Raw genomic sequence first — 22,068 nt, 5'->3', positions numbered from 1 at the left:
GCGATATCGCTGACGGTCCTGTGAACTGCGACGTGGCAAGGGGCTGTTGGGACGGCGCCGGGCACGGCGCCGACGACGACCCCGGTGACCTCATCCCGTGGAGCGCCGAGGCGACCGGCCCGCCGGGCCCCCGGCGCCGCTGAAACAGACGTAGGTCGCCAAGAACCCCACGGCGTAACCGGTCAGCAGGCCGCCCGCGTAGATCGCCGCCGCCAGGGCCGGGCCCCCGCTGCCCGTGAGGAGGGGGAACAGGGCCCAGCCCGAGGGGCCGATGGCGGTGGCGCCCACCCGGTCGCCGAGCACCGCGAAGAAACCGACGAAGGCGCCGCCCGCCGCCCCGCCCGCGCAGGCGGTCAGGAAGGGGCGGCCCAGCGGGAGCGAGACGCCGTAGATGAGGGGCTCGCCGACGCCCAGCAGTCCGGCCGGGAGCGCCGACCTGATGGTCGTCCGCAGCGAGGTGTCGTGGCGGAGGCGGGCGTAGACGGCGAGGGCGGCGCCGACCTGGCCCGCGCCCGCCATGGCCAGGAGGGGGAGCAGGACGGTGTAGCCCTGCTGCTGGATGAGGGTGGTGTGGATGGGGATCAGGGCCTGGTGCAGGCCCAGCATGACGAGGGGGAGGAAGAGGCCGCCGAGGACGAGTCCGGCGAACGGTCCGGTGGTGACGAGCAGCCAGTTCGCGGCGGTGCCGATGGCGGAGGAGACGCGACCGGCGGCGTACATGAGGCCGTAGAGCGTGGCGAGGCCCGCGACGAGGACGGTCACGGTGGGGGTGAGGAGGACGTCGAGGGCGTCGGGGACGCGGCCCCGGCACCACCGTTCGACGTACGTCGCGAGCAGCGCCGCCGCCAGGGCTCCGAGGACCCCGCCCTGCCCGGGGGCGAGCGTCACCCCGAAGGCGGTCACCTTCGCGACGCCCGGCCAGACGGCGATCGCCGCGACCGCGCCCCCGAGGACCGGCGTCCCGCCGAACACCTTCGCCGTGTTGTACCCGACGAACACGCTGATCAGGGCCATGAAGCCGGAGGCGATGGCGGCGAGGGCGGGGGTGAGCCAGGGCAGCCGGCCGGTGTTCACCAGGAGCCCGTTGAGTCCGGCCAGGACCCCGCAGCCGATCAGGGCCGGGATGAGCGGCACGAAGACGTCGGCGACGCGGCGCAGGGCGGTCTTGACGGGGGTCGCGTTACGGCGGGCCCGGTCCGCCCGCAGCTCGGCTCCGCGGACGGCGAGCCGCCGCGCCGACAGCAGCTTCTCGAACTCGGCGGTCACGGTCACCACGGCCCCCGGCCCGATGACGACCTGCACGGTGTCCCCGTCGGTCACCACCCCCAGCACCCCCGGCACGGCCCGCACCGCCTCGGCGTCCACGAGCGAGCGGTCGTCCAGACCCACCCTGAGCCGGGTCATGCAGTGGGCGACGGAGGTGACGTTCGCGGGGCCGCCCACCAGGGGCAGCAGCGCGGCGGCGGTGTCGTACGACGATCTCTGCACCCTCCGAGCGTGCGGGTCAGCCGCCCGTCGTGGCGAGCGCCGCGCGCAGATGACCGCCGGACTCCTCCAGAAGGCGGGCGGCGGTGGGCCCGTCGACGCCGGCCAGGATCACCAGGACGGCGTTCTTCACCTCGCCGCCGGTCTCGGTGAGGGCCGCTTCGATCTCGGCGTCCCCGGCGCCGGTCGCCAGGGCCACGATCCGCCGCGAACGGGCCCGCAGCTTCTCGTTCGAGGCGCGGACGTCCACCATCAGGTTCCCGTAGGTCTTGCCGAGCCGGATCATCGTGATCGTCGACAGCATGTTGAGGACGAGTTTCTGGGCGGTGCCGGCCTTGAGGCGGGTGGAGCCGGTGAGCAGCTCGGGGCCGACGACGACCTCGATGCCGTGCTCGGCGGCGGCCGCGAGCGTACTGCCCGCGTTGCAGGAGAGACCGACGGTCAGGGCGCCGAGACCGCGGGCGTGCTCGACGGCGCCGACGGCGTAGGGGGTGCGGCCGGAGGCCGAGATCCCGACGACGGTGTCGGAGGCGTCGATTCCGAGGGCGTCGAGGTCCGTCCGGGCCAGCGAGGCGGAGTCCTCGGCCCCTTCCACCGACGTGACCATGGCCTCCGGCCCGCCCGCGATCACCCCGGTGACCTGACCGGGCCGGGTGTTGAAGGTGGGCGGACACTCGGAGGCGTCCAGGATCCCGAGCCGCCCGGCGGTACCGGCCCCGGCGTAGACCAGCCGCCCGCCGTGGGCCATACGGGGGGCGATGGCGTCGATCGCGGCCGAGATCTCGGGCAGCCGGAGAGCCACGGCGGCGGCGACCTTGGCGTCCTCCCCGTTCATGAGGCGTGCGATGTCGAGGGTGGGGAGCGTGTCGATCCCGGCGAGCTCGGGGCGGAACGCCTCGGTGGTGAGCGACTCCAGTTCGGAGCGCAGAGCACGGTGTTCGGTGGTCATGGGAAACGGCTCTTCCTGACTCGGTCGAGTGCACCCCCAGGGGCGCGGAGCGGTATCGGATGCGCGGCCACCGCCGCGTGGGCGCGACAGGCCACGACGAACCGGCACGTCCCACGATGATCAAGCCCTGCGGTCTATCGGGGAGAACTCCGGTGCCGATGGGCCAGCGCCTCGTACGACGCCGCCAACGCCGGCGCCGCCGCCTCGTACGTCCGCTGCGCCACCCCCACGAACAGACAGTCCACCACCAGCAACTGACTGGTCCGCGACGACATCGCCGCCGGCCGCAGCTCGCTCTCCCGCGAGGTCGACGTCGTGAGCACGTGGTCGGCGTACCGCGTCACCGAGGACCCCGGCCGCCCGGTGACGGCAACGGTCGTGGCCCCCCGCTCGAAGGCCGCCCGCAACGGCTCTATGACGTCCTCGGTCGCCCCCGAGTGCGTGATCGCTATCGCCACGTCCCCGGCCCGCAACTGCACCGCGTTGGTGACCGCGAGATGCGGATCGCTGTGGGCGTGCGCTATCAGCCCGATCCGCAGCAGCTTCTGCGTGAGGTCCTGGGCCACCAGCCCCGACGCCCCGATGCCGTACACATCGGTCCGCCGCGCCCCGGCGAGCGCGCTGACGGCGGCCCCCAGCTGCGCCGTGTCGAGACCGGCCGCCGTGTCCGCGAGGGTCTGCTGCTCGTCGTGGGCGAGTTTCGCGACGACGTCGGCGATCGGGTCGTCGACGGAGATGTCGGTGGTGATCGTGGGCGCCCGCCCCGACTGCTGCTGCGCGGCCAGCCCGGCGAGGGCGAGCCGCAGGTCGCGGTAGCCGGGGTAGCCGAGCAGCCGGGCGGTGCGGACGACGGTCGCCTCGCTGGTACCGGTGAGCTTCGCGAGTCCGGTGACCGTGAGGGCCGCGCAGCCGGCCGGGTCGCCCGCGACGGCCTCGGCGACGCGCTGCATGGAACGGGTCATGGAAGGCGCGAGGGTCCGCACCTTGGCCGCGAGGGCGGCGGGAGCCGGCGGCGCGACGCCGCTGCCACCGCCGTTGCCGTTTTCACGGGGTCGGAAAATTTCCTTCACACCCTCGGTCACCCTTGAAAGATATTTTCGGTTCGGTCGTCCGGTCAAGACCGCGCACAATGGGTCCATGGACCCCGTAAGCCCCCTGGAGCAGGCGTTGCACGCAGCCCGCGCCCTGGTTCTCGCCGACCTGGTCGCCGGCGAGGTCGCCGAGGCGCACGTGGTCTCGCTGGTGGAGGACTCCGTCGTACAGCGCCGATGGTGGGTCCAGCAGTGGCCGGACGGTGCGGAGTACGTGGCGGGCCTGGTGGCCCAGGACGTACAGGACGCGCTCCTTGAGCGGTACGGCCGCTGGCCGCTGTGCCCGGTGTGCGGCTCCGGCGACCCGCACGCCCTGGACGTCGAACCGGAACTCGGCCCGGACCCGCACTGGGTGTGCCACAAGGCGGGCGTGAAGGTCGCCTCCGTCGGCTCCCTGGGCGGCTTCCGGGACGGGGAGTCGCCCTCGTGACGGTGTACATCGACCCGCCGAACTGGCCGGGTCACGGCCGGATGTGGTCCCACCTGGTCAGCGATGTGTCATACGCCGAGCTGCACCTGTTCGCCGAGGGGCTGGGCGTGCCGCGGCGCGGCTTCGAGCGCGACCACTACGACCTCCCCTCCCACCGCTACGCCGACGCGGTACTGGCCGGTGCCGTGGAGGTCAGCAGCCGCGAGGTGGTGCGGCTGCTGCACGGGGCGGGGCTGCGCCGGCGCAAGCGCGGCGTGCCCCGGTGACGGCGTAACGGCCGCTACTTCTTCCGCAGTTCGAAGGCGAGCCCCTCGTCGTCCTCGCTCACTTTGCTGAACCCGGCGCGGGTGAGGACCGCCTGCGAGGCGATGTTGGCCACCTCCGTGGTCGCGAACAGGGACCGTACGTCGTCCCGGGCGAACGCCCAGTCGGCCAGGGCGCGGAGTGCTTCCGTCGCGTAGCCGTGGCCGCGGGCGGCCACGGTCAGGTCGTAGCCGATCTCCACCCGGCCCTCGTCGTCGGGGGCGGAGTGGAAGCCGATGCCGCCGATCGCCCGGCCGTCCTCCCGGCGGACCAGGGCGAAGACGCCGAACTCGGGCCGGTGCACGCCCCCTTCGTAGGCCTTCAGCAGGAAGCCGGCCGCGTCCCGGGTGCCCTCGTAGGGGCCGCCCTCGATCCACTCGAAGCCGCCGTCGCCGCCGAGGCGCAGGTCACGGGCTTCGGCGGGGCGGATGCCGACGAGGTCGAGGCGTTCGGCGGGGATGACGAGGTTGTTGTTCCAGCGCCAGTCGGTCACCGGGGCGCGGCCGGGCAGCTCGCCGCGGCCGGTGGCCCAGAGCAGGGTCGGCCAGGGCGTCGGACCGGGCTGGACGTGCGGGAAGAGGTAGGCGAGGACGGACTCGGCGAGTTCCCCGGCGGGCCGGTAGGGGAGGCCCAGGCCCTGTGTCATGTCGTGGGTGTGGAGCAGGACTTCGGCGATGCCCATGGCGGCGAAGCCCGCCCGGTCGGCGCTGCGGAAGGGGTACGGGTGGAAGGCGCGGACGTGGCGGGGGGCGGTGCGGACGGCGGCGGCGAGCAGGGCGCCGGTCGTCTCGATCACCTGCAGCAGACCGGAGTTGTCGGTGCCCTCGTCGAGCTTGAGCTCGAAGGGCACGTACCTGCCCTGGGCGCGCCCCGCCAGGTTGCCGGCGTAGGCGACGAGGTCGTCGGCGACGTGGAGCGCCGTCTCGTGGCAGTTCCAGTCCAGCCCGCCCGCCGTCACCTCCGTCCAGTCCCGTGCCACCGCCGGCCGCAGCGCCGCGACACAGCCGGCGACGGCCTCCGTTATCTGCTCCCCGCCCAGTTCACGCATGAGCCGCACCCTAGGTCGCCGGGTCCTCGGCGGTCGACAGCATTTCCAGCTCGGCGGTGAGGTTGTAGCGGGCGGTCGGCTCCCACTCGGTACGGCCGTACGGCGTTCTGAACAGCTGCGGCAGGACCAGGAGTTGGCGCAGGACCGCGGAACGGCCCGCACGGAAGGCGTCGTTCGGGACGAAGTGGTACTCCTCGCGTACTTCGGCGGTGTAGGCGGCGTACGCGGCGGGCGGGGCGGCGAGGATCGCGAGGTCGGCGTCGCACAGGACCTCGCCGTTGCGGTCGCCGGGGGCCGGGTCGTGGGTGACGGTGAGCCGGACCAGACGGGCGACCTCGGCGGTCTGCCGTGCCGGGAGCCCGGCCTCGGGCAGGGCGCGTTCGGCGAGGCGGGCCGAGCGCTCCTCGTTCGTCGACCGGTCCGGGAGGTACACGGCGTCGTGGAACCAGACGGCGAGCCTGACCAGGTCCGGTTCGTCCGCGTACTCCTCCAGCACGTCGACGTGGTCGAGGACCGCGACGAGGTGCGCGACCGTGTGGTACCGCCGCTGGGGCTCCTGCCAGCGGCGGAGCAGTTCGTCGGCGTACCGGTGCGGGTCGGGCGTGCGGGAGTCGTCGTCCCGCGACCTGAGGAAGGCGGTCAGCCAGCGGGCGCGCAGGGCGTCGAGATCGGCCATGCGCCCATTCTCCCGCCCGCCACCGACATCGCCCTAGCGTGGACGCATGACTGCTGCCACTGACGACGCACGCGACCCCCTGCTGCCCGGACGTCTGCTCACCGTCGAGCGCGACACGCTGCTCCCGCTCCTGCGGTCCCGGCCGGACCCGGACTTCGCGCTGCCCGCCCCCGCCTGTCCGGGGTGGACGGTGCGGGACGTGCTCGCGCACTGTTCGTCCGCCCTGATCCGGGTGGTGGAGGGCCGTTTCGGGCCCGGCGTGTTCTCGCCGGAGTCGAACGACCGGGACATCGCCGAGCGCGCCGACTGGACCACGGTCCGGGTCCTCGACGAACTGGAGCGCGGGATGACCGAGGCCGGGGACGTGATCGCGGGGCGGGCCGACGGCGCGCTGGACCGGATCGCCCTCGGGGTGGGGGTCCCCCCACGCCTTTAGGGCAGTGGGGGAGGGTGCACGCCGGTGATGTCCGCGACGCCCTCGGGGAACCCGGCGCCTACACGGGCGCGGGCCTGCCCCACGCGCTCCCCCTCCTGGCCCGGGTGACCCGGGAGCGGGGCCACCTGCGGCTCCAGGCCGATCTGGACGACGTGGACGAGACGCTGCACCTGGGCGAGACGAGCGGGACCCGGACCCCGGCCCGTTTCCTGGGGGACGCGGCGACGCTCGTACGGCTGTACACCGGCCGGCCGACGGACGGGACGTCGTACGAGCTGATGGGGGCGGAGGTGGCGGAGCTGAACCTCTACGGCTGAATGCGGCCGGTGGGTGACGGGGCGGTCTCGCGGCCGCCGCCGTTCCCCGCTTACCCTTGATTGGACTAGACCTCCGGAGCGGATCCCGTGGTCGGTCGCATGGGTACACGGGGAACACCACGGAAGGGGCCCTATGAGCACGCGTGCAGTCCTGGAGGTGATCGCCCTCGACCCCGAGGACGCGGTCGCCGCCCAGGCCGGAGGCGCGGACCGCCTCGAACTGGTCACCGACATGGCGGCGGACGGGCTGACCCCGCCGCCCCGGACCTTCACCGCGATCCGGGCCGCCGTGGACATCGACCTGCGCGTGATGCTGCGGCTGTCGGACGGGTTCGCGGCGGGCGACGCCGACCGCCTGGTGGGGGTGGCCGGGGAACTGCGGGCGGCCGGGGCCGACCAGTTCGTGTTCGGGTTCCTGGACGCGGACGGCGGGGTGGACCTGGACGCGGTGGAGCGGGTGGTGGCCGGGCTGGACGGCTGCCGCTGGACCTTCCACCGGGCCATCGACAGGGCCGCGGACCGGGACGCCCTGCGCAAGCAGCTCGCCGACCTGCCGGGCCTCGACACCTACCTCACCGCGGGCGCCGCGGAGGGCGTGGACGAGGGGCTGCCCAGGCTGCTTTCCGAGGCGGGGCGGTGCGGGGAGCCGGGGTACGAGCAGACGCTCCTGGTGGGCGGCGGCCTGCGCCTCGATCACGTGGCCGAACTGCGAGCGGCGGGCGTCGACGCCTTCCACATCGGCGGCGCGGCGCGGCCGGGGGGCTGGGCCGGGGCGGTGTCGGAGGAAGCGGTGCGGTCCTGGCGCCGGGCGCTGGACCGGTCCGGGGACGCGGTACCGCGGTGAGACACGACCCCGGCCCGGGAGCAGGGCCGGGGGGTCTTCTCCTCCGCCGGGCGAAGCCGCCGCCGGTGCGGTGAGGACGGCCGGTTCAGGCCAGCTGCGCCGGCAGCGGGGCCGCGTGGGTCACGATCAGACCGGACACCGCCCGGGTGAGGGCCACGTACAGGCGCCGCAGGCCGGTGCGTTCGTCCGGTTCGCCGTCGACGACGGCCTGGGGCTCGTCGAGGACCACGTAGTCGTACTCCAGGCCCTTGGCCAGGGACGCCGGGACCAGGGTGAGGCGGGTCTCGGCCGTGGTCTCCTCGCCGGGGGTCAGGTGGCCGATGCCCGCCGCCGTCAGCGCCGCCGTGAGCGCGGGCACGCGCGCGTCCGCCGCGATCAGGCCCGTCGAGCCCTCGTTGCGCAGCAGCTCCTCGCACGCGGCGACCACTTCGGCGGTGCCCGTGACGGGACGCACGGCGAAGAAACCGGGGTTCTCACGGACCGAGGCGACCGGGGCGAGGCCGGGGGCGATGTGCGGGAGGAGCCGGGAGGCGTAGGTGATGACGTCGGTCGGGACGCGGAAGCCCGCCGTCAGCTCCTCGACGACGCCGTCCGGCTTGCCGAGGTGGGACAGGGCCTCGGCCCAACTCCGCGTCGCCCAGGGCGTGGTGCCCTGCGCCAGGTCGCCGAGAACGGTCGCCGAACCGGTGCTGCACCGGCGGCCGACCGCGCGGTACTGCATGGGGGACAGATCCTGCGCCTCGTCGAGGACGACATGGCCGAGCGAGTGCGTCCGCTGGACGAGGTCCATCGTCTCGTCGATCAGCACGGCGTCCGCGGCCGACCACTTCGCCGCCTTGACGCCGCGCACCGGCTTCGCCCAGACGATCGTCTTCTGCTCGTCCTCGTCGAGGATCCCGGCGGAGTGTTCCGCGAGGTAGTCCGCGTCCGTGAGCAGGCGCAGGACGAGTTTCGCCGGGTCGACCGGCGGCCAGATCCGCTTGACGGCCGCCTTCACCGCCGCGTTGCGGGCCACCGAGTCCTGCACGCGGTCGTCGGGCGCCTCTCCCGACCGCTCCATCTGGACCAGCACGGCGTGCGCGATGCGCTGCGGCAGGGCCTCGCGTGCCGCGCCGTACCGGATGCCACGGTCCAGCAGTTCCCGGACGATGTCCTCCAGTTCGTACGCCGCCACGCGCCAGCGGCGGGAGCCCCGCACGACCACGACCGGCTCGGTGGGCGGAGTGACGTGCGCGTATACGGCCCTGCGCAGGACCTCCGCCATCCGGGCGTCGCCCTTGACGATCGCGGCGGCGGCGTCGTCGGTCCCCGTCAGCTCGACGTGGGCCACCAGGTCGTCCACCGTCGCCTGCCGCACGGTCAGCTCGCCGAGCGCGGGCAGCACCTGCTCGATGTAGTGCAGGAAGGAGCGGTTCGGCCCGATGACCAGGGTGCCGGTGCGGGCGAGCCGCTCCCGGTGGGCGTAGAGAAGGTAGGCGACCCGGTGCAGGCCGACGGCCGTCTTGCCGGTCCCCGGGCCACCCTGCACGCACACCGTCCCGCCGAGCCCGCTGCGCACGATCTCGTCCTGTTCGGGCTGGATGGTCGCCACGATGTCGCGCATCGGGCCGACGCGCGGACGTTCGATCTCCTGCTGGAGCAGCTTGCTGGTGCGGGCCGCTTCAGCCGGGTCGGAGAGGTGCTCGTCCTCGTACGCCGTGATGTCGCCGCGGGTGTAACCGAAGCGACGGCGCAGCGCGATGCCCATCGGGTCCTTCTTGGACGCCTGGTAGAACGGCTGCGAGACCGGCGCCCGCCAGTCGATGACCATCGGGTCGCCGTCCTGGTCGTGCACGTGCCGGCGCCCGATGTGCAGCGTCTGATAGGCGTCCTCCGGCCGCGGGCGCTCCCCGTACGCGCCCTCGGCCCGGTCGGCGCCGGGGGCGTGCAGGTAGTCGAGGCGGCCGAAGAACAGCGGGGTGTCGCTGAGGTCGGCCAGCGCCTTGATGCGCTCCTCGATCTGGCGGGCGAGGACCTCGGCGTTGACCCAGTTCGCGGTGACGTCACTGATGTCCAGCGACTCGACGTCCTCACGCATGGCGCGCAGGGCGGCGCGGGACTGGGCGAGGTGGGCGCGCTCGCGGGAGAGCGGGTCGGGGTCGGGGGCGGGGCGCGGGTCCGCCAGCGGGTCGTGGGCGGGCGTGGACAAGGGGGTGCCTCCGAAGGCCTGCGAGTCGATGGCGCTCAGGTGTGGATGGCGCACAGGTGACGATCAGCCGACCGGTTTCCGTCCGGCCGACGGCACTCCGGGGGGCGGAGGCGGGCAAGAGCGGAGATTCTAGTGAGACAGGGGCCGCGGAGGCCAATGGATTTTCCGGCGGCCGGCCGTCTCCCGTGGAGGGGCCGGGGAGGGGGCCGGTCGTCCCCTAGGGGAAGCGTCACCCGGAGGGTGGGGCGGGGGTGGGGGGCGGGGTCCGCCGAAGGGTGGACGGGGGAATGCCGGAAATTGGACCCGTGGACCGATGCCCTGCTTATGCCCGAAGTTCCACCATTGAGGCATGAGCGCAGCAACCATCCACCCAGCCCCCAGCCGCCCCCCGGGCGCCACCGCCGTCGACGGGGCCGCCCACACCCACCACCGCCTGGGCGACGCCCTGCGCGCCGTCAAGGTCTTCGTCGGCGCGGCGTTCAGCGTCGTGATACTCGGTGAGTACGGTGAGGAAGCGGGCATACGCCGCAAGTAACGGCATAGGGTCACCACTGTGCCGATCCGGACGGTGACATCGCCCGCTGCCTCCTCCGCCTCCCCATCCCTCCTCGCATCCCTCCGCCTGTCCCTCCCCTTACTGACGGTCTCCTTCTGCACCTTCGCCGCCCTCTGCCTCCTGCTGCACGCCCCGATGGCCGACCTGCTGGTCTACCGGGCGGAGGGCGAAGCCGTGGTCCACGGCGGTGATCTGTACGGCTTCACGGTCACCGAGTGGCGGCTGCCGGCGACGTATCCGCCCTTCGCGGCGGTCCTGTTCGTCCCGACGACCTGGATCCCCGTCCCGGCCCTGAAGACGGCGTTCCTCGCGGGCAACGCGCTCCTGCTCGCCTGGCTCGTCGCCCTCTCCGCCCGCCTGGCCGGCCGCCCCGCACCCCTCCCGCTGCTGGGCGCGGCCACCGGGCTCGCCCTCTGGCTGGAGCCGGTCTTCCAGACGCTGCTCTTCGGCCAGGTCAACCTCGCCATCGCCTGCCTGGTCCTGTGGGACCTGACCCGCCCGCCCGGCGCCCGCGCCAAGGGTGTGGCCCTGGGCATCGCGGCGGGCGTCAAACTCACTCCGGCGATCTTCATCGGCTACCTGTTCCTCACCACGCGCAGAAAGGAGGCAGCCACCGCGACGGCGTCCTTCGCGGGCACCGCTCTGCTGGGCGCCCTCCTCCTCCCCACGGCCACCGTGGACTTCTGGACCCGGCGCCTGTTCGAGACCGGCCGGGTCGGCAAGGCCTGGATCATCGACAACCAGTCGCTCCAGGGCCTGATCGCGAGAGCGACGGGCACCGCGGCACCGGGCCCGGCCTGGCTCCTGCCGGCGGCCGCGGTGGCGGTGACGGGTCTGTGGCTGGCGACGCGCACCCGCGACACATCCGACGACGGCGACGCACCGGCCGACCGTGCCGCCCGCTGCGACCGGGCCCCCCACCGCGACCGCTGGGGCATCCTGCTCACCGCGTTCACGGCTCTGCTGGTCTGCCCGATCAGCTGGTCCCACCACTGGGTGTGGTGCGTCCCGCTGCTGGCGGTGCTGCTCGCCGAGGGCCGGACGCTCCTCGCGGCCACGGCGGCACTCGTGTTCACGGCGCGCACGATGTGGCTGCTGCCCCACGAGGGCGACCGCGACCTGCACCTGCCGTGGTGGCAGCAGCCGCTCGCGGCGCCGTACCCGCTCCTGGGGCTGGCGCTGCTGGCGGGCGCCGCGATCGCCCTGCGAAGGCGCGGCGCCGCCCTGCCGCACGGGACCGGCGCCGCCCTGCCGGACGGCCCTCAGCTCTCCGCGAGGAGCTCGTCCGCGTCCATGATCCGGTAGGCGTACCCCTGCTCCGCCAGGAAGCGCTGCCGGTGGGCGGCGAAGTCCTGGTCGATGGTGTCGCGGGCGACGACGGAGTAGAAGTGGGCCTGGTGCCCGTCGGCCTTCGGGCGCAGGACGCGGCCGAGGCGCTGGGCCTCCTCCTGGCGGGAGCCGAAGGTACCCGAGACCTGGATGGCGACCGTCGCCTCCGGCAGGTCGATGGAGAAGTTGGCGACCTTCGAGACGACCAGCACGCTGATCTCGCCCTCGCGGAAGGCGTCGAAGAGCTTCTCGCGCTGAGCGTTGGAGGTCTCGCCCTTGATGACGGGGGCGTTCAGGTGCTCGCCCAGCTCGTCGAGCTGGTCGATGTACTGACCGATGACGAGGATCTGCTGCCCGGCGAAGCGCCGCACGATCGCCTCCGTGACCTTCCGCTTGGTCGCGGTGGTCGCACAGAAGCGGTACTTCTCCTCGGTCTCGGCGGTGGCGTACGCCAGCCGCTCCGAGTCCGTCAGGTTCACCCGCACCTCCACACAGTCGGCGGGTGCGATGTAGCCCTGCGCCTCGATCTCCTTCCACGGAGCGTCGAACCGCTTGGGCCCGATGAGAGAGAACACGTCCGATTCCCGGCCGTCCTCCCGCACGAGGGTGGCCGTCAGCCCCAGCCGCCGGCGCGCCTGCAGGTCGGCGGTGAACTTGAAGACAGGAGCCGGCAGCAGATGGACCTCGTCGTAGACGATCAGCCCCCAGTCGCGGGAGTCGAAGAGCTCGAGGTGCGGGTAGACGCCCTTCCGCCTGGTCGTGAGGACCTGGTACGTGGCGATCGTGACGGGCCGGATCTCCTTCCGCGTCCCGCTGTACTCCCCGATCTCGTCCTCGGTGAGACTCGTCCGCTTCACCAGCTCGTGCTTCCACTGCCGGGCCGAGACGGTGTTGGTCACCAGGATCAGCGTGGTCGACTTGGCCTGCGCCATGGACCCGGCACCGACCAGGGTCTTCCCGGCCCCGCACGGCAGGACGACGACCCCGCTCCCGCCGTGCCAGAAGTTCTCCACGGCCTGCTTCTGGTACGGCCGCAGCGCCCAGCCGTCCTCGGCGAGCTCGATCGGGTGGGCCTCCCCGTCCACGTACCCGGCGAGGTCCTCGGCGGGCCAGCCCAGCCTCAGCAGAGTCTGCTTGATCTGCCCCCGCTCGGAGGGGTGCACGGCGACGGTGTCGGGGTCGATCCGGGCGCCGACCAGCGGGATGATCCGCTTGGAGCGCAGGATCTCCTCAAGGACCGGCCGGTCGGTGGTGGTGAGCACCAGCCCGTGCGCCGGGTGCTTGCTGAGTGTCAGCCGGCCGTACCGGTCCATCGTCTCGGCGATGTCGACCAGCAGGGCGTGCGGCACCGGATAGCGGCTGTACTCGACCAGCGCGTCCACGACCTGCTCGGCGTCGTGCCCGGCCGCCCGCGCGTTCCACAGCCCCAGCGGGGTCACCCGGTAGGTGTGGATGTGCTCCGGCGCCCGCTCCAGCTCGGCGAAGGGCGCGATCGCCCGACGGCAGTCGTCGGCCCGCTCGTGGTCGACTTCCAGGAGCAGCGTCTTGTCGGACTGGACGATTAGGCAGGACACACATACCTCCGCGGATAAGGTCGTCTCATGACAGAAACAACGCCTGTCACAGCACGGCTATGCCCCGTGCCCGACGCCGGAAGGGCGTCCCGGCCAGCGCGCCGGGGATGCGCGCCGCTGTCTATGTTCGCCTATCGCGCGAAACCGACGAGACGACTTCGCCGGAACGCCAGCGCGCGGCCTGTGAAGCGTTGTGCGAGGCACGTGGCTGGGAGGTCGTGGCCGCCGAGGAAGACATCGACGTCTCAGGCTTCTCGCGAGGGCTCGACCGGCCGGGACTGCAGCGCATCCTGACCAGGCTCGCCGAGCTGGACGTGATCGTGTTCTTCAAGATCGACCGGCTTGCGCGCTCGACGGTCGACTTCGCGGAGATCATGCGACTCGCCGAGCACCAGAGCGTTGCGCTCGCGTCAGCGACGGAGCCGCTCGACCTCACGTCGTCCATGGGCCGGGCCATGGCGAAGGTGATTGCCGTCTTCGCTGAGCTGGAGTCCGACACCATCGGGATGCGGATGGTCCAGGAGGCGGGCGAGGACTTCCGCCCGCAGATCAGGCAGGCCGAGGAAGCGTTGGCCGACCTGCAGAAGGATCGCTACGACCGGGGCCTGTTCAGAGGTGACGACGGAGCGATCCGGTACGCGGAGCAGTACGCCAAGCCGGAAGAGCGACTGGCGACCCTGAAGGAGAGGCAGTGGTCGATCACCTGCTCGGCCTCGTCCGGGGACGGCCGATCTCCTGGGCAAAAAACACCGAGGCGGCTTTGAGGATCTCGTTCGCCCGCTTCAACTCGGCGTCTTCCTTGCGGAGTTGCTTCAGCTCGTCACGCTCGGCGGTAGTGAGCCGGTCGTCACGCTCGCCATGGTCGGCCTCGGCCTGGCGGACCCAGCCGCGCAGGGCCTCCTTGCGGATGCCGAGGTCCTTCGCGACATGCGCGATCGGGCGGCCGGTGGTGCGGACCTCGCAGACGGCCCGCTCACGGAGCTCGTCCGGCTATTTACGGGGTGCTGGCATGGTGTTGGTGGATCTCCTTCGCCAGGATCGTAACCCTGGCATCAGGGACTCCACGAAACGGGGTGCAGCTCACACCGTTTCAAAGCCGCATGGTCCTCAGCGACGAAGTCCGAGCCCAGTTGGCCTATGCGAAAAACGCTCAGGCCGGAAGGAGTTGCGGCCTGTGACGCATGGAGGAAGCGTGGCTGAGGCCGACGGGGGGTTGCTGGAAACACACGTGGCGGGTGCTCGTTCGGCACGCCCGCCGTCGTGGCTGACTTCCGGTGGCTCAGGTCAAGGCCCTTTCTAACAGCTTGGTGCACGATTGCCTGGGGCAACGCGTTCGGGCGGAGCGGCACTATCAAGCGTGCTGGGCAAGGCCGAACAGAGCGCCGGTGGGATCGCGCAAGACCACGTCTCCGTTGGAGTCCTGGCGAACGTCGCTCGCACCGAGCTGTCGGGCCTGCTTGGCGTCGGCATCGAGTCTGCTGCTGGCGAAACTGACCAGCCAGAGTGATCGCTGCGCCGTTGGTTTCCCCGGCGCCGGACTGGTGGCGGCGATGGAGTTGTCCGGCAACCGGAACTCGGTGTGCTCAGGGTTGGAGTTCCAGTGCAGGGCTGGTCGGTAGAAGGCGGCGGCCCGCTCGGGGTGGTCGGTGAGAAGGCTGATGCCGGCGAAGGCTCCCGGTTCGTGGCTCAGCTGCATGCCGGCATGGGTGCCGGGCTGCCAGAGTGACAGTGGTGCGCCGACGGGGTCGATCGCGACGGCGGCGTGGCCGAGTGTCCCGACCCGGCTGGGTGCCACGATGATCTGGGCGCCCAGGTTCGTGAAGCGGGTGGCGGTGGCTTGGATGTCCGCCACGGTGACGTTGATCGTCCAGTAGGGCGCGCCGGCGTCCTCGGCCGGCCCCAGGGCGGCGACGAGTTGTCCGCGCAGTGTGCAGAGCCGGTAGCCGTTGGGGTCCGGTGGGGCGACGGTCCAACCGAACAGCGCGGTGTAGAACGCCGTCGTCGTCTCCATGTCGGGGGTACCGAGGTCGATCCAGCTCACGCTGTTCTCGGGGTGTCGCGCGATGTTCATCGACATGCCTCTCCGTTGGGGCCGCCTCGCCCCGGCGGTGGAGCGAGGCGGTGTCCAGTACTGATGTCGGCGACGGCCTGCGGTGTCAGGTGTAGTAGGGCGAGTTCAGGTCGATGCTGGCGTCCTTGACGATGTCGCCGTCGAACAGTCGTGTCGTAGCCGGGGCTCCGGCCCGGCGGGCTTCTTCGGCGAAGGGGCCCTGGGCGAAGGCCAGGGCGTTCTCGGCGCTGTCGAATTCGTAGAAGCCACCGATGGTGTGGGTGCCGATCCCGGACAGCCACGTCTTGCGGATCAGGCCCGGTGCGGTTTTCAGTGCCGCGTTGACCTGGTGCCAGTCGAACTGCTCGAACGGCACTGCCGCCTGGATCTCGGTGTAGAGAAAGGTCTTGCCCATCACGAACCTCCGGTTTCGGGGCCTGTCCGGCCCACGCGACTAGTACGTGCGTCCTAGTAATGTGAGCATGGAGTAGGATGGCCGTACTAGTCAAGGGGGGTGCGATGGCCGCGGACACGAAGTCCCGCATGATCAGCGCAGCGATCGGGCTGCTGCAACGCCACGGCCTGGCCGCGATGTCCTTCACCGACGTCCTGGCCGAGAGCGGTGCCGCGCGCGGGGCGATCTATCACCACTTCCCGGGCGGCAAACAGCAACTCGCGCTCGAAGCCGCCCGCCGCAACGCGGAGGACGTCCGCGGCCACCTGCACGAACTGCCGGCCCGCACCCCACGCGAAGTCGTGGAGGCATTCCTTGGCAACGTCCGCCCCGTGGTGCAGGCGTCCGCCGGGGGCGGCGGCTGCGCGGTCGCGGCGGTCACCGTCGACGGCGGTGCGGCCATTGCCGACCAGAGCAGCCTGCGCGCTGTCGCGGCCGAAGGGTTCGCCGGCTGGGTCGGCGAGCTCACCGGAAAACTCACCCACGTCGGAATGAGTCCATCCCAGGCCGCCGATCTGGCCACCCTCCTGATCGTCACACTCGAAGGCGCCCACATCCTCTGTCGCGCAGCCGGCAGCATCGCGCCTTTCGACAGCGCCGCCGCGGCCCTACTGTCCGCTCTCCCCAGCTCGGGTTGACCCAGTGCCAGAACATGGCAACGGGCGCGACTGTAACGATCATGCTTCTGCCATGGCATGAACAGGGACGTGTGGGTTGGGTGTTGTTGTGACGCAATACCTTGGCCGCACGGCCTTGTCCCACCGTCTCTTCACCGGCCTCCAGCGCCGTCGACTCGGTTCGCTGATCGCAGAGTTGGCCCAGGCGTGGATGGCCGCCGAGGAGGGCCGACTGCACGAGCGCCGAGGCCGCAGCCGGTTGCGTGCGGCCGGCGCCGGACCCAATCACCAGCTGGTGTTCACCGACCGGGTCATCGCCACGCTGGTCGTCCTGAGGTTCCAGCTCCCGCACGGGGCTCTGGCCCTGCTCTACGGAGTGGACCGCTCCACGATCACCCGGGCTGTCCACGAGGTCCGTCCCCTTCTGGCCGCTCGTGGCTTTGCTGTTCCCGAACAGGGTGACCTTCGGCTTCGCACTCTCGCAGACGTCTTCGCCTATGTGGCGGCCGAGGATGCCGAGCTGCGGCTGGACGGCACGGAGGTCCGGGTTCGACGCCCCCGGGCGAACAAGCCGGGCCGTCGCGCCTTCGTCTCGGGCAAGATGCGGCAGAACACCAAGAAGGCCACCGTCGTCACTGACGCGCAGGGCCGCACCCTGTGGGCCGGGGCCTTCTGGCCTGGCCGAATGCATCTTCGGCGCAGCGGAGAGGGCGGCATGTTCGACACCTACGCCAGCAGCTTCGACGCGGTGTGGGAGACCGCGACGCCGGTAGGCGAAGGGTGATCATGGCACGGACCGAGTACTACGACGACCCGGCGGCACCAGAGCCGAACAGCTTGGTGGTCGCCGCGTCCGCCGTGGTTACCGACGACGAAGGGCGCGTGCTCCTTCAGCGCCGCCGGGACAACGATCTCTGGGCGCTCCCTGGTGGCGGCATGGAGATGACCGACTCACTCCCGGGAACGGCCGTCCGCGAGGTGAAGGAGGAAACGGGGCTGGACGTAGAGATCACCGGGCTCGTGGGCACGTACACCGACCCTCGCCACGTCATCGCCTACTCGGACGGTGAGGTGCGCCGGCAGTTCAACATCTGCTTCACCCCCGCACGGTCGGCGGCCAACTCGCGATCTCGGACGAGTCCACAGAGCTGCGGTTCGTCCAGCCGGAGGAGATCGCTCAACTGCCTATGCACCACACGCAGCGGCTCCGGATCCGTCACTTCCTGGAGCACCGTGACCGTCCCTATCTCGGCTGACTCGTATTGCGCTCCAACTGCTACCCGTCACGCTGCCGTTGAGGCACCAAATTCTGCGAGCAGGCCACGCAAACGCCGCCCTACCGTCGTCCTGGATGATGCTGCTGATCGTATGGACGATTAGGCAGGACACGCATACCTCCGCAGATAGGATCGTCAGCGTGACAGACACTGCACCTGTCACTGCTCGGGCCATGCCCCGTGCCCGGCGCCGGAAGGGCGGTACCGGCCAGCGCGCCGGGGATGCGCGCCGCTATCTATGTTCGCCTATCGCGTGAAACGGACGAGACGACTTCTCCTGAGCGCCAGAGAGCGGCGTGCGAGGCGCTGTGTGAGGCACGTGGCTGGGAGGTCATAGTCGTCGAAGAAGACATCGATGTCTCGGGCTTCTCCCGGGGCCTCGACCGGCCAGGACTGCAACGCATCCTCACTCGGCTCGCCGAGCTGGACGTGATCGTGTTCTTCAAGATCGACCGGCTCGCACGCTCGACGGTCGACTTCGCGGAGATCATGCGACTCGCCGAGCACCAGAGCGTCGCGCTCGCGTCGGCGACGGAGCCCCTCGACCTCACGTCGTCCATGGGCCGGGCCATGGCGAAGGTCATCGCGGTCTTCGCCGAGCTGGAGTCCGACACCACTCTTTACTGGATCAAGGCTGCCCGCCTGCGGCGGGCCGCGCGCTGGCGGCCAGGGGCCGCCGCCGCTCCATGTCTCCGCCACCGCTCCGGCGGCCCCCAGCCACTCAGCGCGCAACACCGCCAAGGCGGACACCAAGACCAGAAAGCAACCCGATCACTCCGAGCACCAGGACCAGCCGACAGCGATCGAGCGTCGTCGCACGGTTCAACCGGCCACGACGCCACGACCGAATGGCCCTCAGAGCCACAGGGTGGTCCTGACACACCGTGGTTGACCGCTGCTGACCGCAGTTCGCCGACCCATCGGGCACGCATCGGGCACGCACCTATAAGTCGTCTGAGAAAACTGTGGGGGGTGAGGGGGGCTTTACGAGTGAGCTGAGCGGGCTGGTGGGGCGGGGGCAGCGTTTCGGGCCTGGTCGTCGCCTGTCAGCGTTGGTCGCCGTTGAACCCTGCCCTATGACGGCGCCTACGGAGCGCTTCCGCAGCAGGGCTGGGCGGGCATGCGCAGGGCGAGGATGGTGATGTCGTCTTGGCCTTCGCTGGGGTGCTGGTCGGCCAGGGTCTGCACGAAGTCGTCCAACGGCAAGTCGGCGTGGGCGGTGGCGAGGTCGGCGAGTGCGGTGAGTCCGGCGTCGATGGGGTGGTGGTGGTGTTCGACCAGCCCATCGGTGAAAAAGATCAGCGTTGCGCCCGCGGGCAGGAGACGGGTGTCGTCGAAGCGAGTCTGCTCGAGATCCACGCCGAGCGGGACACCCGGCTCGATGTGCAGGTACTCAGTCGCACCGGAGGCAGTGAGCAGCAGGGGTGGGGGATGGCCTGCGCTGCTCCAGTTCAGCTTCCAGCCACTGTCACAAGGCTCGATGCGGGCCACGCACGCGGTGGTGACCGGATGTCGCGTGATCGCCTGGAGGGTGCGGTCCAGCGCGGCGAGGACGGCGCTGGGCGCGGCGCGGCGGTCGAACAACAGAGCGCGCAGCATGTTGCGGATCTGGGCCATCGCGGCCGCAGCGTGCAGGTCATGCCCAGCGACATCGCCGATCACAGCGCCGACAGCGCCGTCAGGAAGCGGGATGGCGTCGTACCAGTCCCCGCTGAGGTATCCGACGCCGACGGCTGCGGGCCGGTAGACGGCGGCTGCGTCGAGCGGGGCCAGGTCCGGCAGCTCCGGCTGCAACAGCCGCTGGAAGCGCTCAGCGCCCCGTTCGATGTGTCGTCGGCGCGTCACGTCCCGCAGGGCGACGACATGCAAGGGCTCGCCGTGCAGAGCGGTGGTGACGGTTCGTATCTCGACAACCCTGTTGCCGCCGCCCGGCAGCATCAGTTCCACCTCCGTCGAGCGGCCCGTCACGATCGGGAAACCGAACGGTGCGCCGAGCAACTCCCGGGCGGGGCGGCCGAAGAGCACTGCCGCGGCCGGATTGCACAGCCGGACGATCCCCTGCTCGTCCACGGCGATGACCCCGTCAGCGGACTCCTGCACGATCAGGCGGCTGATCTCGGCGGCGAACTCCACGTCGGCGGAGCCTGGACCCTCCATCTCTTTGCCCTCCCGGCCGGCGGCAACCTCATTCATCACTTTGCCGGTGGCTTTCTGTCTCGACCGCTGCCGGCGTCTCCCCTTGGAGGGTTTCGCCGGACGCGAGGATGCCGATGTGGGCGCTGAGCCGCTCGCCGATGTGCATGCCGTCGGAGTCGATCGTCGCCAGGCGGATGCCAGGGTCATGGGCGGAACCGCGGGTCTGCGTGACCACGATGGCACGGTGGACCTGGCCGGCGCGCTCGAAGTAACGCAGCATGATCGTGACGTCGGTGAGGCTGGCGATCTCCTCCGAGAGGGATGACGTGAGCCGGCGGGTGGGTCGGCCAGGTGGCGCCGAGGTGAGCAGCGTGGTGATCCCGCGCTGGCGTGCGAGCGCACCGAGGGCAAGGATGAAGTCGAGCAACGCACGGGATGAGGCGATGCGCTCCAGCGCGGATATCGTGTCGATAACCAGCCGCTCGGGCTCGTGCTCTTCGATAGCCCGCCTGATCCGGATGAAATGGTCCTCCAGCGATGCCGTCTCCGGGTAGTCAGCGATGAGGCGGAGTAGGCCGGATGCCTCCATGGCGTCGATGTCCATCCCCCAGCCTGCCGCGTTCCGCTTGACCTGCTCCCGGGCGTCGTCGAAGGAGCAGGCAAGGCAGCGCTCGCCCGCCGCCACCGCCGCGGTGATGAACTTCAGGCTCAACAGCGTCTTGCCGACGCCGCTCGGGCCGGTCACCAGGGTGATCGCATCCTTGTAGAACCCTCCCCCACACATCTCGTCCAGTTGGGGGAGGCCCGATGACACGCGTACCCGGGAGGTGGCCGGGAGGGGCAGGGCGAGGAACGCGAGCGGGATCACCACGAGCCCGTCCGTCGGATCGATGGCGAAGAGCCATTCCCCCGTGCGGTGGGGAGCGCCGCGGAACTTGACGATTTCCACGGTCCGGCGCCGGCGCTCGTCCGACAGCACATTACGCAGGGTGATTACGTTGTCGACCACGAACTCCTCGACGCCGTACCTGGACACGCCGTCGTGCTCACCGGAGCGCTCCGCGGTGATGATCGAGGTGGCCCCGGTCATTTCCAGGGTGTAGACCATCCGCGCGATCTCGTGACGGACGATCGCGGGATCGGCGAAGCGGGTGAAGAGCGCGTCGAGCGCGTCGACCGAAACCCGGGCGGCGCCGATCCGGCCGGCCGCATGCCCGATCCGCGCCTCCAAGGCGCCGAAGTCGAAGGTGCCGATGACCGGTGCCTCCACGGCGATGTCGGCCGAGGCGTCGACAAAGGCCCACTTCCCGTCGTCCTCCCACTGCCTGATCGGGAAGCCCAGCGAGGCGAAGTTGCGCCGGATGTCCTTCGCCGTCTCCTCGAAGGTGACGAACACTCCCGGCTCTCCCGAATGGAGGATGCCCCGGGCCAGGAATTCCACCGCGAACAAGGTCTTGCCGCTGCCGGTGGTTCCAGTGACGAGAGTCGCACGACCTTTGGGAAGCCCGCCGAGGGCGACTGGATCGAAGCCCCGGATGCCGGTGGGGAGCCGTTCGATCGCATCGATGCCATTCATTCCGCGTTCCCCTGTCGGGCAGGACCGGACGGCGCCGGAAGTCCGAGTGCGTAGGCCGTGCGGCGTTGATCGGACAGGTCACCGATCGCCCGCAGTTGCGGCAACGGTGCGAGCCTGATCGCGATCGGAGTGGCCAGGATGCGCTGCTCCTCCGCGAGAGCCGGCTGCTCAGCGGTGTCGACGACCTCGATGTCGAAACCACCCGGCAAATGGGATTTGCACAACGCGCGCAGGTTCGCCTCCGCAGCAGAGGACCGCTCCGTGTGTCCGGCCACAAAGAGCCTGAAGGAGTACCTCGTGGCGACCTCCATGCGATTCATCCGTCATCGACTCTTTGCCCGGCACCCCATCCCTCACTAAACGAACAAAACATGATTTATATACTAACCTGGGCGGGTCAGGTGTGGGCGGTGCGGCCGTCGACGGTGGGGTCGGCACTTCGGCGTCGTGTGGGTAGGCGGCAGTCCGGGCAGCCGTGCCACCTGAATGCCGAGCCGTCCACCGCGAGGCGCAAGCGGTGTGGGGTCCAGTGCCGCAACAGGCAACGTTCGCCCCGTCGCGACGCCCGGCACGCACTCTCGCCGCACCGGCCGAAAGCCCAAGTACGTCCAGTACGAGGACTTCCGGCCGGCACTCCCCCCAGCCTCCGGCCGGGGGGACCCCCAGAGCACGCACCGGACGCCGCTCCTTGACGGGCGAACGTTGTCTGCCGCGGCACTAGTGGACTGTCGT

Annotated in this window: 22 protein-coding genes and 2 pseudogenes; 11 read left to right on the top strand and 13 right to left on the bottom strand. The window is 71.0% G+C overall.

Annotation, left to right across the window (positions count from 1 at the left end):
• Positions 1 to 90 precede the first annotated feature (90 nt).
• The 3 genes from LQ326_RS31715 to LQ326_RS31705 all read right to left on the bottom strand — a co-directional run bounded on the left by LQ326_RS31715 (position 91) and on the right by LQ326_RS31705 (position 3,516).
• Positions 91 to 1,488: a PTS transporter subunit EIIC gene (locus tag LQ326_RS31715; protein ID WP_234542492.1), complete on the bottom strand. Its 1,398-nt coding sequence runs from the start codon at positions 1,486 to 1,488 to the stop codon at positions 91 to 93.
• A 16-nt stretch (positions 1,489 to 1,504) separates the two neighbouring features.
• Positions 1,505 to 2,434: an N-acetylmuramic acid 6-phosphate etherase gene (murQ, locus tag LQ326_RS31710; RefSeq protein ID WP_234542491.1), complete on the bottom strand. Its 930-nt coding sequence runs from the start codon at positions 2,432 to 2,434 to the stop codon at positions 1,505 to 1,507.
• 134 nt (positions 2,435 to 2,568) lie between these two features.
• Positions 2,569 to 3,516, bottom strand: coding sequence for a MurR/RpiR family transcriptional regulator (locus LQ326_RS31705; RefSeq protein WP_234542490.1), 948 nt, complete (start codon positions 3,514 to 3,516; stop codon positions 2,569 to 2,571).
• 55 nt (positions 3,517 to 3,571) lie between these two features.
• Between LQ326_RS31705 and LQ326_RS31700 the strand changes: the two genes are divergently transcribed.
• Both LQ326_RS31700 and LQ326_RS31695 read left to right on the top strand, forming a co-directional pair.
• On the top strand, positions 3,572 to 3,955 hold the full coding sequence (locus LQ326_RS31700) for a DUF8819 family protein (protein ID WP_234542489.1): 384 nt from the start codon (positions 3,572 to 3,574) through the stop codon (positions 3,953 to 3,955).
• Positions 3,952 to 4,221: a DUF4031 domain-containing protein gene (locus LQ326_RS31695; protein ID WP_234542488.1), complete on the top strand. Its 270-nt coding sequence runs from the start codon at positions 3,952 to 3,954 to the stop codon at positions 4,219 to 4,221. Before LQ326_RS31700 ends, LQ326_RS31695 begins: the two co-directional genes overlap by 4 nt.
• A 14-nt stretch (positions 4,222 to 4,235) precedes the next feature.
• On the opposite strand, the gene LQ326_RS31690 is transcribed toward LQ326_RS31695, so the two are convergent.
• Positions 4,236 to 5,306, bottom strand: coding sequence for a GNAT family N-acetyltransferase (locus LQ326_RS31690; RefSeq protein ID WP_234542487.1), 1,071 nt, complete (start codon positions 5,304 to 5,306; stop codon positions 4,236 to 4,238).
• Positions 5,307 to 5,316: 10 nt separating this feature from the next.
• A complete protein-coding gene (locus LQ326_RS31685; protein ID WP_234542486.1) occupies positions 5,317 to 5,982 on the bottom strand; it encodes an HD domain-containing protein in 666 nt (221 codons plus the stop codon).
• 46 nt (positions 5,983 to 6,028) lie between these two features.
• Between LQ326_RS31685 and LQ326_RS31680 the strand changes: the two are divergent.
• Both LQ326_RS31680 and LQ326_RS31675 read left to right on the top strand, forming a co-directional pair.
• Positions 6,029 to 6,735: pseudogene (locus LQ326_RS31680) on the top strand (maleylpyruvate isomerase family mycothiol-dependent enzyme).
• A gap of 133 nt (positions 6,736 to 6,868) precedes the next feature.
• Positions 6,869 to 7,579, top strand: a complete 711-nt coding sequence (locus LQ326_RS31675; RefSeq protein ID WP_234542485.1) for a copper homeostasis protein CutC — start codon at positions 6,869 to 6,871, stop codon at positions 7,577 to 7,579.
• An 85-nt stretch (positions 7,580 to 7,664) separates the two neighbouring features.
• On the opposite strand, the gene LQ326_RS31670 is transcribed toward LQ326_RS31675, so the two are convergent.
• Positions 7,665 to 9,767 carry a HelD family protein gene (locus LQ326_RS31670; RefSeq protein WP_234542484.1) on the bottom strand — a complete coding sequence of 701 codons (2,103 nt, stop codon included), beginning with the start codon at positions 9,765 to 9,767 and terminating at the stop codon, positions 7,665 to 7,667.
• Between the two features lie 349 nt (positions 9,768 to 10,116).
• Between LQ326_RS31670 and LQ326_RS31665 the strand changes: the two genes are divergently transcribed.
• Positions 10,117 to 10,302: a hypothetical protein gene (locus LQ326_RS31665; RefSeq protein ID WP_234542483.1), complete on the top strand. Its 186-nt coding sequence runs from the start codon at positions 10,117 to 10,119 to the stop codon at positions 10,300 to 10,302.
• 156 nt (positions 10,303 to 10,458) lie between these two features.
• The gene (locus LQ326_RS31660) at positions 10,459 to 11,628 is read left to right on the top strand and encodes a glycosyltransferase 87 family protein (RefSeq protein ID WP_234542572.1); all 1,170 of its coding nucleotides are present in this window, start codon (positions 10,459 to 10,461) and stop codon (positions 11,626 to 11,628) included.
• On the opposite strand, the gene LQ326_RS31655 is transcribed toward LQ326_RS31660, so the two are convergent.
• Positions 11,586 to 13,226: a DNA repair helicase XPB gene (locus tag LQ326_RS31655; RefSeq protein WP_234542482.1), complete on the bottom strand. Its 1,641-nt coding sequence runs from the start codon at positions 13,224 to 13,226 to the stop codon at positions 11,586 to 11,588. The genes LQ326_RS31660 and LQ326_RS31655 overlap by 43 nt on opposite strands.
• Before the next feature lie 107 nt (positions 13,227 to 13,333).
• Between LQ326_RS31655 and LQ326_RS31650 the strand changes: the two genes are divergently transcribed.
• On the top strand, positions 13,334 to 13,990 hold the full coding sequence (locus tag LQ326_RS31650; RefSeq protein ID WP_234542481.1) for a recombinase family protein: 657 nt from the start codon (positions 13,334 to 13,336) through the stop codon (positions 13,988 to 13,990).
• Here LQ326_RS31650 and LQ326_RS48845 read toward each other — a convergent pair.
• The 3 genes from LQ326_RS48845 to LQ326_RS31635 form a co-directional block, all read right to left on the bottom strand.
• Positions 13,926 to 14,162 carry a transposase gene (locus LQ326_RS48845; protein WP_234542571.1) on the bottom strand — a complete coding sequence of 79 codons (237 nt, stop codon included), beginning with the start codon at positions 14,160 to 14,162 and terminating at the stop codon, positions 13,926 to 13,928. The two genes, LQ326_RS31650 and LQ326_RS48845, sit on opposite strands and share 65 nt — an antisense overlap.
• A gap of 415 nt (positions 14,163 to 14,577) precedes the next feature.
• A complete protein-coding gene (locus LQ326_RS31640; protein WP_234542480.1) occupies positions 14,578 to 15,297 on the bottom strand; it encodes a VOC family protein in 720 nt (239 codons plus the stop codon).
• A gap of 85 nt (positions 15,298 to 15,382) precedes the next feature.
• Positions 15,383 to 15,691 (bottom strand): YdhR family protein, encoded by a 309-nt coding sequence (locus tag LQ326_RS31635; protein WP_234542479.1) that lies wholly within the window; start codon positions 15,689 to 15,691, stop codon positions 15,383 to 15,385.
• Positions 15,692 to 15,795: 104 nt separating this feature from the next.
• Here LQ326_RS31635 and LQ326_RS31630 point away from each other — a divergent pair, with 104 nt between their 5' ends.
• The 4 genes and pseudogenes from LQ326_RS31630 to LQ326_RS31615 all read left to right on the top strand — a co-directional run bounded on the left by LQ326_RS31630 (position 15,796) and on the right by LQ326_RS31615 (position 18,623).
• Positions 15,796 to 16,368, top strand: a complete 573-nt coding sequence (locus tag LQ326_RS31630; RefSeq protein WP_234542478.1) for a TetR/AcrR family transcriptional regulator — start codon at positions 15,796 to 15,798, stop codon at positions 16,366 to 16,368.
• An 88-nt stretch (positions 16,369 to 16,456) separates the two neighbouring features.
• Positions 16,457 to 17,131 carry a transposase gene (locus LQ326_RS31625; RefSeq protein ID WP_234542477.1) on the top strand — a complete coding sequence of 225 codons (675 nt, stop codon included), beginning with the start codon at positions 16,457 to 16,459 and terminating at the stop codon, positions 17,129 to 17,131.
• A gap of 2 nt (positions 17,132 to 17,133) precedes the next feature.
• Positions 17,134 to 17,603: pseudogene (locus LQ326_RS31620) on the top strand (NUDIX domain-containing protein).
• Positions 17,604 to 17,846: 243 nt separating this feature from the next.
• Positions 17,847 to 18,623, top strand: a complete 777-nt coding sequence (locus LQ326_RS31615) for a recombinase family protein (protein ID WP_234542476.1) — start codon at positions 17,847 to 17,849, stop codon at positions 18,621 to 18,623.
• An 87-nt stretch (positions 18,624 to 18,710) separates the two neighbouring features.
• Here LQ326_RS31615 and LQ326_RS31610 read toward each other — a convergent pair whose 3' ends face one another.
• Genes LQ326_RS31610 through LQ326_RS31595 form a run of 3 tightly spaced genes read right to left on the bottom strand, consistent with a single transcriptional unit; the run spans position 18,711 to position 21,647 of the window.
• Positions 18,711 to 19,757 carry a PP2C family protein-serine/threonine phosphatase gene (locus LQ326_RS31610; RefSeq protein WP_308402058.1) on the bottom strand — a complete coding sequence of 349 codons (1,047 nt, stop codon included), beginning with the start codon at positions 19,755 to 19,757 and terminating at the stop codon, positions 18,711 to 18,713.
• 52 nt (positions 19,758 to 19,809) lie between these two features.
• Positions 19,810 to 21,336 (bottom strand): circadian clock protein KaiC, encoded by a 1,527-nt coding sequence (gene kaiC / locus LQ326_RS31600; RefSeq protein ID WP_234542475.1) that lies wholly within the window; start codon positions 21,334 to 21,336, stop codon positions 19,810 to 19,812.
• Positions 21,333 to 21,647, bottom strand: coding sequence for a circadian clock KaiB family protein (locus tag LQ326_RS31595; protein WP_234542474.1), 315 nt, complete (start codon positions 21,645 to 21,647; stop codon positions 21,333 to 21,335). Before LQ326_RS31595 ends, kaiC begins: the two co-directional genes overlap by 4 nt.
• Positions 21,648 to 22,068 lie beyond the last annotated feature (421 nt).

It is taken from the genome of Streptomyces shenzhenensis (assembly GCF_021462265.1).
Taxonomy (GTDB): Bacteria; Actinomycetota; Actinomycetes; order Streptomycetales; family Streptomycetaceae; genus Streptomyces; species Streptomyces shenzhenensis.
The sequence above is the reverse complement of the archived record's forward strand: the minus strand, read 5'-3'. Positions and strand labels throughout refer to the sequence as shown.